General features: G+C 70.7%; 13 protein-coding genes and 1 tRNA gene. 7 read left to right on the forward strand and 7 right to left on the reverse strand.

Annotated elements, in window-relative coordinates; translation table 11 throughout:
* Positions 1–53: 53 nt before the first annotated feature.
* Positions 54–1103 (reverse strand): LacI family DNA-binding transcriptional regulator, encoded by a 1050-nt coding sequence (locus C3492_RS03410; protein WP_103810204.1) that lies wholly within the window; start codon positions 1101–1103, stop codon positions 54–56.
* A 492-nt stretch (positions 1104–1595) separates the two neighbouring features.
* Between C3492_RS03410 and C3492_RS03415 the strand changes: the two genes are divergently transcribed.
* From C3492_RS03415 to C3492_RS03435, 5 genes are all read left to right on the forward strand, one after another.
* The gene (locus tag C3492_RS03415) at positions 1596–2912 is read left to right on the forward strand and encodes an ABC transporter substrate-binding protein (protein ID WP_103810205.1); all 1317 of its coding nucleotides are present in this window, start codon (positions 1596–1598) and stop codon (positions 2910–2912) included.
* Between the two features lie 263 nt (positions 2913–3175).
* Entirely contained in the window at positions 3176–4168 is a 993-nt protein-coding gene (locus C3492_RS03420) for a carbohydrate ABC transporter permease (RefSeq protein ID WP_103810206.1), read from the forward strand.
* A gap of 14 nt (positions 4169–4182) precedes the next feature.
* The gene (locus tag C3492_RS03425) at positions 4183–5103 is read left to right on the forward strand and encodes a carbohydrate ABC transporter permease (protein ID WP_103810207.1); all 921 of its coding nucleotides are present in this window, start codon (positions 4183–4185) and stop codon (positions 5101–5103) included.
* 259 nt (positions 5104–5362) lie between these two features.
* Positions 5363–6805: a GH1 family beta-glucosidase gene (locus tag C3492_RS03430; protein WP_103810208.1), complete on the forward strand. Its 1443-nt coding sequence runs from the start codon at positions 5363–5365 to the stop codon at positions 6803–6805.
* 125 nt (positions 6806–6930) lie between these two features.
* Positions 6931–7986, forward strand: a complete 1056-nt coding sequence (locus tag C3492_RS03435; RefSeq protein ID WP_103810209.1) for a LacI family DNA-binding transcriptional regulator — start codon at positions 6931–6933, stop codon at positions 7984–7986.
* Positions 7987–8100: 114 nt separating this feature from the next.
* Here the strand turns inward: C3492_RS03435 and C3492_RS03440 are convergent.
* The 4 genes from C3492_RS03440 to C3492_RS03455 all read right to left on the reverse strand — a co-directional run bounded on the left by C3492_RS03440 (position 8101) and on the right by C3492_RS03455 (position 10930).
* A tRNA-His gene (locus tag C3492_RS03440) sits at positions 8101–8173 on the reverse strand.
* 103 nt (positions 8174–8276) lie between these two features.
* Positions 8277–8879 (reverse strand): oligoribonuclease, encoded by a 603-nt coding sequence (gene orn / locus C3492_RS03445; protein ID WP_103810210.1) that lies wholly within the window; start codon positions 8877–8879, stop codon positions 8277–8279.
* A 185-nt stretch (positions 8880–9064) separates the two neighbouring features.
* Positions 9065–10282, reverse strand: coding sequence for a helix-turn-helix domain-containing protein (locus tag C3492_RS03450; protein ID WP_103810211.1), 1218 nt, complete (start codon positions 10280–10282; stop codon positions 9065–9067).
* Between the two features lie 378 nt (positions 10283–10660).
* Positions 10661–10930 carry a hypothetical protein gene (locus C3492_RS03455; RefSeq protein WP_181140176.1) on the reverse strand — a complete coding sequence of 90 codons (270 nt, stop codon included), beginning with the start codon at positions 10928–10930 and terminating at the stop codon, positions 10661–10663.
* A 326-nt stretch (positions 10931–11256) separates the two neighbouring features.
* Here C3492_RS03455 and C3492_RS03460 point away from each other — a divergent pair, with 326 nt between their 5' ends.
* Positions 11257–11784, forward strand: coding sequence for a universal stress protein (locus C3492_RS03460; RefSeq protein ID WP_103810212.1), 528 nt, complete (start codon positions 11257–11259; stop codon positions 11782–11784).
* Between the two features lie 136 nt (positions 11785–11920).
* A complete protein-coding gene (locus C3492_RS03465; protein WP_103810213.1) occupies positions 11921–12475 on the forward strand; it encodes a hypothetical protein in 555 nt (184 codons plus the stop codon).
* 71 nt (positions 12476–12546) lie between these two features.
* Here C3492_RS03465 and glmS read toward each other — a convergent pair whose 3' ends face one another.
* Positions 12547–14364 carry a glutamine--fructose-6-phosphate transaminase (isomerizing) gene (gene glmS / locus C3492_RS03470; protein ID WP_103810214.1) on the reverse strand — a complete coding sequence of 606 codons (1818 nt, stop codon included), beginning with the start codon at positions 14362–14364 and terminating at the stop codon, positions 12547–12549.
* A 62-nt stretch (positions 14365–14426) separates the two neighbouring features.
* On the reverse strand, positions 14427–14684 hold the full coding sequence (locus tag C3492_RS03475) for a hypothetical protein (RefSeq protein ID WP_103810215.1): 258 nt from the start codon (positions 14682–14684) through the stop codon (positions 14427–14429).
* Between the last annotated feature and the right edge of the window lie 106 nt (positions 14685–14790).

Consider the following 14790-nt stretch of genomic DNA (forward strand, 5'->3'; position numbering starts at 1 on the left):
GGAGGACGGCCTTCTCACGCCGGCCCCCGCTCCCTCGGCCGCACACCACCCCCTTACGCCGACCCCCGCACCACCAGTTCCGTCGGCAGGACCACTTCCCGTTGGCCGGTGCCGCGGTGGGCGATCTCCTCCAGCAGGAGGCTCGCCATCGTGCGGCCCATCTCCTCCAGCGGCTGGCGCACACTGGTCAACGGGGGATCGATGTGCCGGGCCACGATCGAGTCGTCGAAGCCGATCAGCGCCACGTCGTGCGGCACCCGGCGCCCCGCCGCGCGCAGTTCCAGCACCGCGCCGGAGGCCATCACGTCGGAGGCGGCGAAGACGGCGTCCAGGTCCGGGCGCCGGCGCAGCAGTTCCCGCATGGCCACGCGTCCGCCCTCCTCGGTGAAGTCGCCCGCCGCTACGAGGTCGTCCGCGACGGCGACCCCGGCCTCGCGCAGCGCCTCCCGGTAGCCGTCGAGCCGCGCCCGCGCCACGTCCATGTCCAGCGGGCCGGTGATGGTGCCGATGGACCGGCGGCCGCCGGCCAGCAGGTGCCGGACGGCGAGCCGGGCGCCGCCCCGGTTGTCCGCGCGGACATGGCCGAGCCGCTCGCGGTCGCTGCGCCGCCCGGCCAGCACGGTCGGCACGGCCAGTTCCTCCAGTCGGTCGGGCAGGGTGTCGTCCCGGTGGACCGCCATCAGCAGGACACCGTCCACCCGGTGTGCGGCCAGGTAGGCGGCGAGCCGGCCGCGTTCGTTCTCGTCGCCCGTGAGGACCAGCAGCAACTGCATCCCGGCACCGGCGAGTCCGGTGGAAACGCCCCGGATGATCCCGGAGAAGTAGGGTTCGGAGAAGAGTCGGGTCTCGGCGTCGGGCACGACCAGTGCGACCGCGTCCGTGCGCCGGGTGGCCAGGGAACGGGCGGCGCGGTTGGGGACGTAGCCGAGTTCCGCGACGGCCTGTTCGACGGCCGCCCGGGAGCGTGCGCTGACCTTGGGGGAGCCGTTGATCACCCGCGAGACCGTGGCGCGGCCCACGCCGGCGCGTGCGGCCACGGCGTTGAGGGTCGGGCGCCGGACGTCCGCGGTCCTGTGCGGCTGCGGCTGTTCGGCAGGGCTCATCGTTCACCTTCCGGTGGTCCGGTGGAGGGGCGCTTCATTCTGACCCAGGGAATCGGGCAACCGGTCCGGGCGCGGGCGCAGTTGGCCGCGGACGGCGGTTGACCCGTCGGTGACCTGCCCCGACGCTGTGGGGAACGGCCGGATGACGGGCCGGTTGCGCCGCGGCGCACGACACGTTCACGTGACGCGCTGAACACGCTTACGCAACAAGGCCGTCTTCAAGACTTGACACCCGGCCTGGCACCAACGAGTCTTCCGGCATGCCGCGTGGGAGCGGTCCCACAGGGCGACCGGGGCTCTCTTCCGTTCGGATCGAACCACCCATGGCCTTCCCCTCTACCTTGCATGGCGCACCGTTGACCAGCACCTTTCCACTGCACTCCGCGTGCTGTTGGCCAGCCGCTGCTCGAACCGAGAGGGCAGGTCCGGACCGCCGTGTCCGGCGGTCCGATTCCTGAGGTCCCGTTGCCCACTGGAACAAGGAGTAGTGGAATGCGCATCACCCGTACCGGCGGTGGTCACGGCCGCAGAACGGCGACACTGGCCACGACGGTCCTGACGGCCTCGGCGCTGCTGCTGACCGGTTGCAGCAGCGACGACTCGGACAGCTCGGACGCCAACGGGAACATCACCCTCACGCTGTCCGACTACGGGCAGTTCGGCTACAAGGAGGCCGGGCTGTTCGCCAAGTACCACGAGCTGCACCCGAACATCACGGTCAAGGAAGAGACCACCGCCAACGAGCAGGACTACTACCCGAAGCTCCTTCAGCAGCTGAACACGGGCAGCGGCCTCGCGGACGTCACGGGCGTCGAAGTCGGGCGCATCAAGGAGGTCGTGGACACCCAGTCGGGCAAGTTCGTCGACCTCAGCAAGGCGATCAACGTGAACGACTGGGTGTCCTGGAAGGAGAAGCAGGCCACCGCCAAGGACGGCACGGTGATCGGCGCCGGCACCGACATCGGCCCCATGTCCCTGTGCTACCGCAAGGACCTCTTCGAGAAGGCGGGCCTGCCCACCGACCGCGAGGCCGTCGCCAAGGCCGTCGCCGGCGGCTGGGAGGACTACCTCAAGCTCGGTGAGCAGTACAAGAAGAAGGCGCCCTCCGGCACCTACTTCATGGACTCCGCGTCCGCCATGTACAACGCGGTCGTCAGCTCCTCCTCCGAGCAGTACTACGACGCCGACGGCAAGCCGGTCTACAAGGACAGCCAGTCCGTGAAGCAGGGCTGGGACCTGGCCGCCGAGGCAGCCGCCAAGAAGCTTGCCCAGGGCCTGCCCCAGTTCACCGACGCCTGGAACGCGGCGCTGCGCAAGGGCACCGTGGCCACCGTGGCGTGCCCCGCCTGGATGGCCGGCCAGATCTCCATCAACTCCGGCGACTCCTTCAAGGGCAAGTGGGACATCTCCCGCGCCCCCGGCTCCACCGCGGCCAACTGGGGCGGCTCCTTCCTCGCCGTCCCGAAGAGCGGCAAGCACGTCAAGGAGGCCACGGAGCTGGTCAAGTGGCTGACCGCGCCGGAGCAGCAGGCCACCGTCTTCAAGGCGGTCGGTCTCTTCCCGTCCAACAAGGGCGCGTATGAGCTGGCCGACGTGAAGAACGCCAAGCTGCCGTACTTCAGCGACGCCCCCATCGGCCAGATCTACGCCGAGGAGGCCAAGTCCATCCCCGAGGCGGTCCTCGGTGCGAAGGACGGCGTGATCAAGGACACGATCTCCACCCAGATCAACAACATGGAGCAGCGGGGCACCAAGCCCGCCGACGCGTGGAAGGCCGCGACCGAGGCGATCGACAAGGCGCTCGGTTAGTCGTACCGGGTGCGGGGCCCACCGGGCGCCCGCACCCGTCCGCGCTCGACCACAGGAGCGGTGCCCGACGGCGGGCGCCGCCCACGGCACCACCCGGCGGGACCCGGCAGCCGACGGCCGGGCTCCGCCTCACACGCACGTCAGGCCGCGGCGTGGGCCGTTCGCCACCGTACCGATCCGCGCGGGGAGGGGCGGACCGACCCCGGTCCCCGAACGCGCTTCCCGCCCCACCCGGCCGAAACCTCCAGGGAAGGACTCCCTCCGTGGCAACGACAACCCCCGCCCGGGGCGCCTACACCCCGCCGCCCGGCGGCACCGGTGCCGCGTCGAACGGACGCGGCACCTGGCGCAGCCGGCTGTGGCGCTTCGACGACAAGGCCTCGCCGTACGCCTACATAGCCCCCTTCTTCCTGATCTTCGGCGCCTTCGGGCTCTACCCACTCCTGTACACGGGCTGGATCGCCCTGCACCGGGTGGAGATGACGAGCCTGGACCAGTCCGAGTGGGTCGGCTTCGACAACTTCGCCAAGATCCTCCAGGACTCCGAGTTCTGGACGGCCGTCACCAACACCTTCGTCATCGGTGTCATCTCCACCGTCCCGCAGCTGCTCGTGGCGCTGGGCCTGGCCCACCTGCTCAACTACAAGCTGCGTGCCAGCACCTTCTGGCGGACCGTCATCCTCACCCCGTACGCCACGTCGGTGGCCACGGCCGCCTTGGTCTTCGCGCTGGTCTTCCGCGCCGACGGCGGCATCCTCAACTGGGTGCTGCACTTCTTCGGCGCCGGGAACATCAACTGGGGCAACGGGGAGTGGACCTCCAAGATCGCCATCTCGGTCATCATCATCTGGCGGTGGACCGGCTACAACGCCCTGATCTACCTGGCGGCCATGCAGGCGGTCCCCACCGACCTGTACGAGGCGGCCTCCATCGACGGAGCGAGCCGGTGGCAACAGTTCCGCAAGGTGACCATTCCCTCGCTGCGGCCCACGATCCTGTTCACCATCGTGATCTCCACGATCGGCTCGATGCAGCTGTTCGGTGAGCCACTGCTGCTCCAGGGCGGCACCCTCGGCTCGATCGGCGGCAGCGAGCACCAGTACGAGACGCTCAGCATCTACCTCTTCAACTACGGCTGGAAGCTGGGCCACCTGGGTCCGGCGGCGGCCGTGGCCTGGGCCATGCTCGTCCTGCTGCTGCTCATCGCCCTGATCAACTGGATCGTCGGCCGGTTCGTGCGCAAGAGCGCGGCCTGACGGGAGCGACATCGATGACCACGACCAGTCCCACCACGACCGCGCCGGACCTCGCCCCGGCACCGCTTCCCACCGCCTCCGGAAAGGGCCGTGGCCGCTTCAAGATGGGAGCCGGCCAGCAGCTCAGGGGCGGTCCGTTCACCTACGTCGCCCTCGTCGTCGTCGGCCTCGGCTCGATCTTCCCGCTGTACTGGACCCTGGTGGCCGCCTCGCACGACCAGCAGCGGGTCCTGGACACCCCGCCGCCGCTCGTGCCGGGCGGCAGACTGTGGAGCAACCTCCAGGCGGCCTGGGACCAGGCCCACCTGGGCAAGGCCATCGTCAACAGCGTCATCGTGGCCGGCTGCATCACCGCCGCCACCCTGTTCTTCTGCACCCTCGCCGGCTACGCCTTCGCCAAGATGCGCTTCCGCGGCCGTGGTGTGCTGATGACCGCGGTGATCGCCACGCTGACCATCCCGCCCCAGCTCAGCGTCGTCCCGCTGTTCATGATGATGTCGGACATCGGGTGGAGCGGAAAGCTGGAGTCGGTGATCTTCCCGACCCTGGTCGGCGCCTTCGGCGTCTTCTTCATGCGCCAGTACCTGATCGAGGCCCTGCCGTACGAGCTGATCGAGGCGGCCAAGGTCGACGGGGCGAGCAACATCCGCATCGTGTGGAGCGTGGTGCTGCCCGTGGCCCGGCCCGCGATGATGGTGCTGGGCATGCTCACCTTCGTCCAGGCGTGGAACGACTTCTTCTGGCCCTTCCTCGCGCTGGACCAGGAGAACCCCACCATCCAGGTGGCGCTCGGCCAGCTCAGCGCCTCCTACACCCCCGACCAGAGCATCGTCATGGCCGGTGCGCTGATCAGCACCCTGCCGCTGCTGCTCGTCTTCGTCATCTTCGGCAAGCAGATCGTCGGAGGGATCATGGCGGGCGCCGTCAAGGGCTGAGCCCTGCCGGTGCCGCGGGGCCGGACGCCACGGTGCCGGCCCCGCCCCCCTGGCCGGCGCGCGCCGCGCCCCGTCGGCCCGCCCTCGTGTCCGGTCCGGTACCGCCCGCACAGGCCGCCCCGCGGCGGGCCGTACCGGACCGGGCGCCACCCGGCCGCGCCCGTGCCCGCGCACCCCGCCCTTCCTCCCCTCTTACTCCCGCACCGCCGGACCGCCGTCCGACGTCCGTTTCTCACCCCCCTTTGGGAGCGTTCTCACCATGACCGCCGTACGACCCGAGACCACGGCCCAGCCGGCCTCGGACACCTCCTTCCCGACCGGCTTCGTCTGGGGTGCCGCCACCGCCGCCTACCAGGTGGAGGGCGCCGCCGCCGAGGACGGCCGCACCCCCTCCATCTGGGACACCTTCAGCCACACTCCCGGCAAGGTGCGCAACGGCGACACCGGTGACATCGCCGCCGACCACTACCACCGGTACCGCGACGACGTCGCCCTGATGAAGGAACTCGGCCTCAAGGCCTACCGCTTCTCCGTCTCCTGGTCCCGGGTCCAGCCCACCGGCCGCGGGCCCGCCGTCGAGCGCGGTCTGGACTTCTACCGCCGCCTCACCGACGAGCTCCTGGAGGCGGGCATCACGCCCGTCGCCACCCTCTACCACTGGGACCTGCCGCAGGAGCTGGAGGACGTCGGCGGCTGGCCGCACCGTGACACCGCCCACCGCTTCGCCGACTACGCCGAGATCATGGCCCGCGCCCTGGGCGACCGGGTCGGCGTGTGGACCACCCTCAACGAACCGTGGTGCTCGGCGTTCCTGGGCTACGGCTCCGGCGTGCACGCGCCGGGGCGGACCGACCCGGCCGCCACCCTGCGCGCCGCGCACCACCTGAACCTGGCCCACGGCCAGGCCGTCGGTGCGCTGCGCGCCGTCCTGCCGGCCTCGGCCCAGACCTCGATCACCCTGAACCTGCACCAGGTGCGCCCGCTCACCGGCAGCCCCGAGGACGCCGAGGCCGCCCGCCGCATCGACGCGGTCGGCAACCGGATCTTCACCGGCCCCCTGCTGGACGGCGCCTACCCCGAGGACCTGCTGGCCGACACCGCGCACCTGGTCGACTGGGCAGAGCTGGTGCACGACGGGGACCTCGCGGAGATCTCCCGGCCCATCGACGTGCTCGGCGTCAACTACTACTCGCCGACCGTGGTCTCCCTGCCCGCCGACGGCTCCGCCAGCACCCGCAACGACGGTCACGGCGCGAGCGACCACTCCCCGTGGACCGGCTCCGAGCACGTCGCCTTCCACCTCGCCAACGATGATGTGACGGCGATGAACTGGGCCATCGACGCGAGCGGACTGCACACGCTGCTGACCGGACTGGCGGCCTCGCACCCGCAGGTCCCGCTGATGGTCACCGAGAACGGCGCCGCCTTCGACGACTACGTCTCCCCGGAGGGACGGGTCAACGACCCGCAGCGGATCGCCTACCTCCACTCCCACCTGGACGCCGTCCGCCGCGCCATCGCCGACGGCGCCGACGTCCGGGGCTACTTCCTGTGGTCGCTGCTGGACAACTTCGAGTGGTCCTACGGCTATTCGAAGCGCTTCGGCGCCGTCTACGTCGACTACGCCACCCAGCGCCGCATCCCCAAGGCCAGCGCCCACTGGTACGCCGACGTGATCCGGGACAACGCCCTGCCCGCCTGACCGACGCCGTGCGGCGGGCACGACCGGACACCGGCCGTGCCCGCCGCGGCGGACGGAACCGAAGGTGCCCCCGTCATGGCTGTTACATTCCTGGCTTGAACGGCTGTGAACGGAAGGCGGCGACCATGGCAGGCAACGGTGGGAGAGGCCGGGGCGGCCGGCGGCCGACCCTGGAAGAGGTCGCCGCCCGGGCCGGGGTCGGGCGGGGCACCGTCTCCCGGGTGATCAACGGCTCGCCCCGGGTGAGTGACGCCACCCGCGCCGCGGTGGAGGCGGCCGTCGCCGAACTCGGCTACGTGCCCAACACCGCCGCCCGCGCCCTCGCGGCCAACCGCACCGACGCCATCGCGCTGGTCGTCCCCGAACCGGAGACGCGGTTCTTCGCCGAGCCGTACTTCTCCGACATGCTGCGCGGTGTCGGCGCCGAACTCTCCGACACCGAGATGCAGTTGCTGCTGATCTTCGCAGGCAGCGACCGCGAGCGGCAGCGCCTGGCCCAGTACCTGGCGGCCCACCGCGTCGACGGCGTCCTGCTGGTCTCCGTCCACGCCGACGACCCGCTCCCGGACCTGCTCGCCCAGCTGGAGATCCCGGCCGTGATCAGCGGCCCCCGCTCGGCGGCCGAGTCGCTCCCCTCGGTGGACTCCGACAACTACGGCGGCGCCCGCTCGGCGGTGGAGCACCTGCTGAGCCGGGGCCGCCGCCGGATCGCGCACATCACCGGCCGCCTGGATGTCTACGGTGCCCAGCGCCGCGTCGACGGCTACCGCGACGCCCTGCGCGAGGCCGGCCACCCGGTGGACGAACTCCTCATCGTGCCGGGTGACTTCACCGACGAGGGCGGGCGCCGGGCGATGACGACCCTGCTGTCCCGTCACCCCGACCTGGACGCCGTCTTCGCCGGCTCGGACGTGATGGCGGCCGGCGCCCGGCAGGTGCTGCGGGAGGCGGGCCGCCGCGTCCCCGACGACGTCGCGCTGGTCGGGTACGACGACTCGGCCATCGCCCGGCACATGGACCCGCCGCTCACCAGCGTCCGCCAGCCCATCGAGGGGATGGGCCGCGCGATGATCGACCTCCTCCTCACGGAGATCGCCGACCGCCGCCCGGCGGCGTCCCGTGGTGCCGACCGCCATCAGGCGGTCCTGCCGACGGAACTGGTGGTCCGGGCGTCGTCGTGACGTCCCGGACCGGCCGGAGCCACCCCGGCCGGTCCCGGACACCGGCGCGCGGGGCCCGGACAACGAAACAGCCGGTGACCCGTCTTGCGACGGAGTCACCGGCTGATCACTCAGGGTGAGTGACGGGACTCGAACCCGCGACATCCTGGACCACAACCAGGTGCTCTACCAGCTGAGCTACACCCACCACGACCGGCTGTTCGAGGAGTGTTTCCCCGACCGGCCGAGAAGAAGTCTACAGGGTCGGAAGGGGTGCTCGCGCACAGGTTTCCGCGCGGCCCCCGTGGCGGCTACCGAGCGGGCAGGACGTGCTTGGCGGCGATCGTCTTCGCGGTGTCGGAGTCCGGCCCGGGCTGCGGCACGAAGATGGCCTCGCGGTAGTAGCGCAGCTCGGCGATCGACTCGCGGATGTCGGCGAGGGCCCGGTGGTTGCCGTTCTTCTCCGGACTGTTGAAGTACGCCCGCGGGTACCAGCGGCGGGCCAGCTCCTTGATCGAGGAGACGTCGACGATGCGGTAGTGGAGGTAGTCCTCCAGCGTCGGCATGTCGCGGAGGAGGAAGCCGCGGTCGGTACCGACCGAGTTGCCGCACAGCGGGGCCTTGCCGGGCTCCTTCACGTACTCCCGGACATAGGCGAGGACCTGCTCCTCGGCGTCCTCCAGGGTCGTGCCGCTCTCCAGCTCGGCGAGCAGCCCGGACGCGGTGTGCATCTGACGCACCACCTCCGGCATCGTCTCCAGCGCCCGGTCCGGCGGGCGGATGACGATGTCCACCCCCTCGCCGAGTACGTTCAGCTCGGAGTCGGTGACGAGGGCGGCCACCTCGATGAGAGCGTCGTCGGACAGCGAGAGGCCGGTCATCTCGCAGTCGATCCACACCATGCGATCGTTCATGCGACCACCCTAAAGCGGGCCTGAGGTTTTGCGTGCCTCCGTGCTTCGCGGGAAGTGGGGAGAGGGTCGTCATTCGGCTGCGCGGGCGTCGTGGCTGGTCGCGCAGTTCCCCGTGCCCCGCAGGGCGCTGCCGTCCCGGACGCGGGACAGGGGGCGGGATGCTCCCGCCCCCTGTCCCGTCGCGCTCAGTTACCGCTGCGCGGACCCGGCAGCAGGCCCACCGCGCCCGCCGTGGCGCGGCGGCTCTGCAGGGGCACCCCGCTGTCCCGGTGCTCGTGGAGCAGGGGGGCCGGGTTCACCGGGCCGGGGCCGGGCAGGCCCGTGGGCGCGCCCTGCTGGCCGGCCTGCGCCACGGCCGCTTCCGTCTCACCCGGCTTGTCGCCCTGCGGCCGGCGGGCCCGGTAGGCGGCCCGGTAGGCGGCGGGGGACGAGCCGAGCTGGCGGCGGAAGTGGCCGCGCAGGGCCACCGGCGAGCGGAACCCGCACCGGCCCGCCACCTCGTCCACGGAGTAGTCCGACGTCTCCAGCAGACGCTGGGCCTGGAGCACGCGCTGGGTGATCAGCCACTGCAGCGGCGCGCTGCCCGTCAGCGAGCGGAACCGGCGGTCGAACGTGCGGCGGCTCATGTAGGCGCGTGCCGCCAGTGTCTCCACGTCGAACTGCTCGTGGAGGTGTTCCAGCGCCCAGGCGACGACCTCGGCGAGCGGGTCGGCGCCGATCTCCTCCGGTAAAGACCGGTCGAGATAGCGCTCCTGGCCGCCGGACCGGCGCGGCGGGACCACCAGGCGCCGGGCGAGCGCTCCGGCCGCCTCGTTGCCGTGGTCCGTCCGCACGATGTGGAGACAGAGATCGATCCCGGCCGCCGTACCCGCGCTCGTCAGCACGTCGCCGTCGTCGACGAACAGCTCGCGTGGATCGACGTGCACCGACGGATAGCGCTTGGCCAGCGTCGGCGCGTACATCCAGTGCGTGGTCGCCGGGCGGCCGTCCAGCAGTCCGGCCGCCGCGAGCACGAACGCGCCGGTGCACAGCCCGACGATGCGGGCGCCCTCCTCGTGCGCCCGGCGCAGCGCGTCCAGTGCTTCCTCCGGCGGCGGCGAGGTGATCGAACGCCAGGCCGGTACGACGACCGTCCCGGCGCGTGAGATCGCCTCCAGCCCATGCGGCGCGGTGAGTTCCAGGCCCCCTGTGGTCCGCAGCGGGCCTTCCTCGCCGGCACACACCAGAAGGCGGTAGCGCGGCACGCCGGCGTCCTGGCGGTCGATCCCGAACACCGACAGCGGTATGGAACTCTCGAAGATGGGGCCGCCGCTGAACAGCAGCACCGCGACGATCTCCTTGCGGCGTCGCCCGGACAGTTTCCGGGCTGCGGCGTCCGGCGAGGCAGTGGAGTCGTGGCTCATACTGCTAAGCCCCCCTCGGTGGTCGCGGCTCCTCGGTTGTGTCGCTCCTGCACGTTTCCCCTCGGTCCTGCACGAGTCCCCCGCCGTAAGACAGTCAAGATCGAATCTACTGGCTCCCGCGGTCGTGCGGTGACCAGTTCCACACGCGGCACATTGTCGACATGACAACTTGGCGTGAAGCATTCGATCACGAAGCGTTGCACTCGCGAGGCGTGCAGGGAAGTGCGCCTTGTCGCAGTGGCCAAACCGCGTAGGGTGCACAGCGGCCCGTAGACCCTTTCCGTGCAGGTGGAACGGGGGATGGGGGGTGGTTCGGACCCTTCCTGGTCGATATCCAGAAGTTGGCTGAAAAGCAGCGCTCGCAGGTACGGAAACAGGTCAGTCGCCCGGTGTCTGCTCCCGGGTGTGACGTCCGCCTCTTTGCGCGGCGCAACGCTCGGCACACCGCTCGGAGCGCCGCAGCAGCACCCGGCAGGCCGCCGTGACGGCGGCGAGGCCCAGCGCGGTGCCCGTGGCGCCGGCCAGCGAGGTGCCGTACCAGAGGAGGACCACGGGTACGAGCACGCAGCTGAAGGCGGCCCAGCGGATCACATCGCTCGCGCTGTCCGGTGCGGGGCGCGGGTCGTGGCGGGGGCGGGCTCCGGGCATCTCGTACTCCCTGTGGCGGTGGCTCACCCCGGTTCAACGTCCGTCCGACCGGTCGGTCACCGAACACGCAACTGTGAATCCTGTGCAAACCGCCTGTACGGGGCAGCAACCATTGCGTTGCGGGCGCGGCTCGTGCATGCTCCGGTGAACCCCTACGGACGTCGGGGACCGCTCACGGAGCGTGCGCGGGATCTGGGCTCAGGAGGCGTGCCGCCGTACCCTTGGGGGTATGGGCTTGGGAAGATGTTTCCCGGACACAGCTCCGCAGCACGCTTCCGCAGCACACTGTCGTCCCACCCATGAAGGATCACAACGCCGAGACAGCCATGGCCGGTCACGAATTCTCCGAACCCGCGGACCGCAAGCGGCCGGTCGCCGACCCCACGGCGGCCGATCCCCTGGCGGCGGCGCAGTCACGCCCGTCCTGCGACCCCGCCTTCCGGCACGGAGTCGTCGTCGGCTTCGACGGCTCCACCTCCAGTGAGCGCGCCCTCGCCTATGCGATCGGCATGGCCCACCGTTCCGGTTCCGGCCTGATCATCGTGCACGTCGCCAACCGGCTGCCCACCACGGTGTGGGCCGGCTGCGAGCCGCCCGTCTTCGTGGACGTGCCGGACCACCGCACGGAGGTCCTCGGGCTGGAGCTGGCCTGCGCGGACTATCTGGCCGAGGTCCCCTGGATCCTGGTCGAGCGGGGCGGGGACATCTGCCACGAACTGGAGGAGGTCGGCCGCGAGTACGAGGCCGACGCGATCGTGGTCGGCTCCACGCACGGCATCGTCGGCCGGATCTTCGGCTCGGTCGCGGGGCGGCTCGCCAAGCGGGCGCAGCGGCCCGTGATCGTCATCCCGTAGTCGCCTCCAGCTACCTCACGCCTCGTCACTTCCCTTTGTGCACACCTGGGTTACTCGCACGTAGAAGGTGTTTGTGCCCTTGTGAAGGGCATATACCGGTCACCGCACAACTGCACATGCATGAAGGGAGCCCGCCGTGGACAACGACGTCTCTGCGGGAAGTGTGAGCACCACCGTGGTCGGCCGACTGGCCCTGGCGATCACCTTGTTGGCATTCGGGCTCGGCACGACCGGTGTCATCGACGGCGTGGGTGCCTCCGACGCCGTGACCGTGGCCCACTACGTGGGCGGGGTCGCCCTCTTCCTCGTCGGCCTGCTGGCCCTGCGCGACGGCACCTCCGGCGTGGGGTACGTCGCCCTCGGCGCCCTGTGGTTCACCTGGGCGGTGTCGGACCACGGCTCGGCCAACGCGGCCGGACTCCTCCTGCTGCTGTTCGCCCTGGTCGCCCTCACACTGACCGTCGCCGGCGGGGACACCCTCGGTCAGCTCCTGCACGGGCTGCTGTTCCTGGCCATGGTGGTGCTGGCCGTGGCGGCCTTCGCCGACAGTTCCGCCCTCGCGAAGGCCGGGGGCTGGGTGGCCGTCGCCTCGGGGGCGGTGGCCTGGTACGCGGCGACGGCGGCGCTCGCCCACTGGCCGACGGCCCTTCCGGGGCGTGCTGCGGGCCGGGGGGTGACGGCCGCCGGCTGAAGTCGAGCAGCACGGAAAGGACCCCCACGTGAAAGGTGGCACACGTGGGGGTCCGTTCTGTCTGCCGGCTGCTACTCCACCGTCACCGACTTGGCGAGGTTGCGGGGCTTGTCGATGTCCCGGCCCAGGGCCTTCGCCGTGTGGTACGCCAGGAGCTGGAGGGGGATGCCCATCAGGATCGGGTCCAGCTCGTCCTCGTTCTTCGGGACGACGACCGTCTGGTCCGCCTTCTCCTGGTGCTGGTGGGCCACCGCCAGGATCTTGCCCTCGCGGGCCTTGATCTCCTCCAGCGCGGCGCGGTTCTTCTCCAGCAGGTCGTCGTCGGGGACGATCGCGACCGTGGGGAGGGCCGGCTCGATGAGGGCCAGCGGGCCGTGCTTCAGCTCGGAGGCGGGGTAGGCCTCGGCGTGGATGTAGGAGACCTCCTTGAGCTTCAGGGAGGCCTCGCGGGCCACCGGGTAGCCCCGGACGCGGCCGATGAAGAGCATCGAGCGGGCGTCGGCGTAGCTCTCCGCGAGCTTCTTGATCTCCTCCTCCTGGTCCAGGATCTCGGTGATCTGCTGCGGCAGCTTGCGCAGGCCCTCGATGATCCGCTTGCCGTCGCGGACCGAGAGGTCGCGGGTGCGGCCTAGGTGCAGGGCGAGCAGCGCGAAGGCGACCGTGGTGTTGGTGAAGCACTTCGTGGAGACCACGCAGACCTCGGGGCCCGCGTGGACGTAGATGCCGCCGTCGGCCTCGCGGGCGATCGCGGAGCCGACGACGTTGACCACGCCGAGGACCCGCGCGCCCTTGCGCTTGAGCTCCTGCACGGCGGCCAGCACGTCGTACGTCTCACCGGACTGGGAGACCGCGATGTACAGGGTGTCGGGGTCGACGACCGCGTTGCGGTAGCGGAACTCGGAGGCGGGCTCGGCGTCGGCGGGGATGCGGGCCAGCTCCTCGATCAGCTGGGCGCCGATCATGCCCGCGTGGTACGAGGTGCCGCAGCCGAGGATCTTCACGCGGCGGATCTGCCGGGCCTCGCGGGCGTCCAGGTTGAGGCCGCCCAGGTGCACGGTGGAGAAGCGGTCGTCGATGCGGCCGCGCAGCACGCGGTCCACGGCGTCGGCCTGCTCGTGGATCTCCTTGTGCATGTAGGTGTCGTGGCCGCCCATGTCGTAGGAGGCCGCCTCCCACTCCACGGTGGTCGGCTCGGCCGAGGTGCGGGTGCCCTCGGTGGTGTACGTGCGGAAGTCGTCGGCCTTGAGGGTGGCCATCTCGCCGTCGTCCAGCGTCACTATCTGCCGGGTGTGGGCGACCAGGGCGGCGATGTCCGATGCGACGAACATCTCCTTCTCGCCGATGCCGAGGACGACCGGGGAGCCGTTGCGGGCCACCACGATGCGGTCGGAGAAGTCGGCGTGCATGACCGCGATGCCGTACGTGCCCTCGACCACCCGCAGGGCCTCGCGGACCTTGTCCTCCAGCTTCTCGGCCTGCGCGCGGGCGATCAGGTGGGTGAGGACCTCGGTGTCGGTCTCGGAGAGGAACTCGACGCCGTCGGCCTCCAGCTTGCGGCGCAGGTCGGCGGCGTTGTCGATGATGCCGTTGTGGACGACGGCGACCTTGTTGTCGGCCGACATGTGCGGGTGGGCGTTCACGTCGGACGGGGCGCCGTGGGTGGCCCAGCGGGTGTGGGCGATGCCGGTGGTGCCCTTGAAGCGCGCCGGGACCTTGGCCTCCAGGTCGCGCACCCGGCCCTTGGCCTTCACCATCTTCAGGCCGGGCGTCTTCGGGGAGCTGACGACGACGCCCGCGGAGTCGTAGCCGCGGTACTCCAGGCGCTGGAGGCCCTCCAGGAGGAGGGGAGCGACGTCACGCTTCCCGATGTATCCGACAATTCCGCACATGTATAGAGGTATCCCTTGGCTGTCGCTGGACCGGGCTGGCGCCGGCCGGGTTCCGGCTGGTTTCAGCCGTAGACCATGCGGCGCAGCTGCCTGAGCGTCAGCTCCGGCGGCGCCACCGCCCGGTACTTCAGGTCCGCCCCGATCCGTTCGAAGATCTCCGCGTTCACCAGGCCCTGGGCCTGGAGTTCGCGGTGGCGGCGACGGACGAACTCATGGATCGTCTCGTCGAAGTAGGCGAGCACGTCCTGGACCACGCGCAGCGCCTCGCCCCGGCTGAGGGGCGTGGACCGCGTCAGGTGATCAACAAGTTCGTCGTGCACCCGGTAGATCCTGGAGTACCGGCGCGTGTTTCGCAAGAATCGTGCCCGATTCCGGGCAAGCTGCTGTTGAAACTCTTATGGGGCTCTGTTCGCGAGCTGTCCATCC

The sequence above is a fragment of the Streptomyces sp. Ru62 genome (assembly GCF_002920615.1).
Taxonomy (GTDB): Bacteria; Actinomycetota; Actinomycetes; order Streptomycetales; family Streptomycetaceae; genus Streptomyces.

What these genes read in the sequence shown, in the direction of transcription:
- C3492_RS03455 (WP_181140176.1), bottom strand. Translation starts at nt 10,930, where the DNA reads ATGCCCGGAGCCCGCCCCCGCCACGACCCGCGCCCCGCACCGGACAGC.
- C3492_RS03410 (WP_103810204.1), bottom strand. Translation starts at nt 1,103, where the DNA reads ATGAGCCCTGCCGAACAGCCGCAGCCGCACAGGACCGCGGACGTCCGG.
- orn (WP_103810210.1), bottom strand. Translation starts at nt 8,879, where the DNA reads ATGAACGATCGCATGGTGTGGATCGACTGCGAGATGACCGGCCTCTCG.
- C3492_RS03430 (WP_103810208.1), top strand. Translation starts at nt 5,363, where the DNA reads ATGACCGCCGTACGACCCGAGACCACGGCCCAGCCGGCCTCGGACACC.
- C3492_RS03425 (WP_103810207.1), top strand. Translation starts at nt 4,183, where the DNA reads ATGACCACGACCAGTCCCACCACGACCGCGCCGGACCTCGCCCCGGCA.
- C3492_RS03415 (WP_103810205.1), top strand. Translation starts at nt 1,596, where the DNA reads ATGCGCATCACCCGTACCGGCGGTGGTCACGGCCGCAGAACGGCGACA.
- glmS (WP_103810214.1), bottom strand. Translation starts at nt 14,364, where the DNA reads ATGTGCGGAATTGTCGGATACATCGGGAAGCGTGACGTCGCTCCCCTC.
- C3492_RS03460 (WP_103810212.1), top strand. Translation starts at nt 11,257, where the DNA reads ATGGCCGGTCACGAATTCTCCGAACCCGCGGACCGCAAGCGGCCGGTC.
- C3492_RS03450 (WP_103810211.1), bottom strand. Translation starts at nt 10,282, where the DNA reads ATGAGCCACGACTCCACTGCCTCGCCGGACGCCGCAGCCCGGAAACTG.
- C3492_RS03435 (WP_103810209.1), top strand. Translation starts at nt 6,931, where the DNA reads ATGGCAGGCAACGGTGGGAGAGGCCGGGGCGGCCGGCGGCCGACCCTG.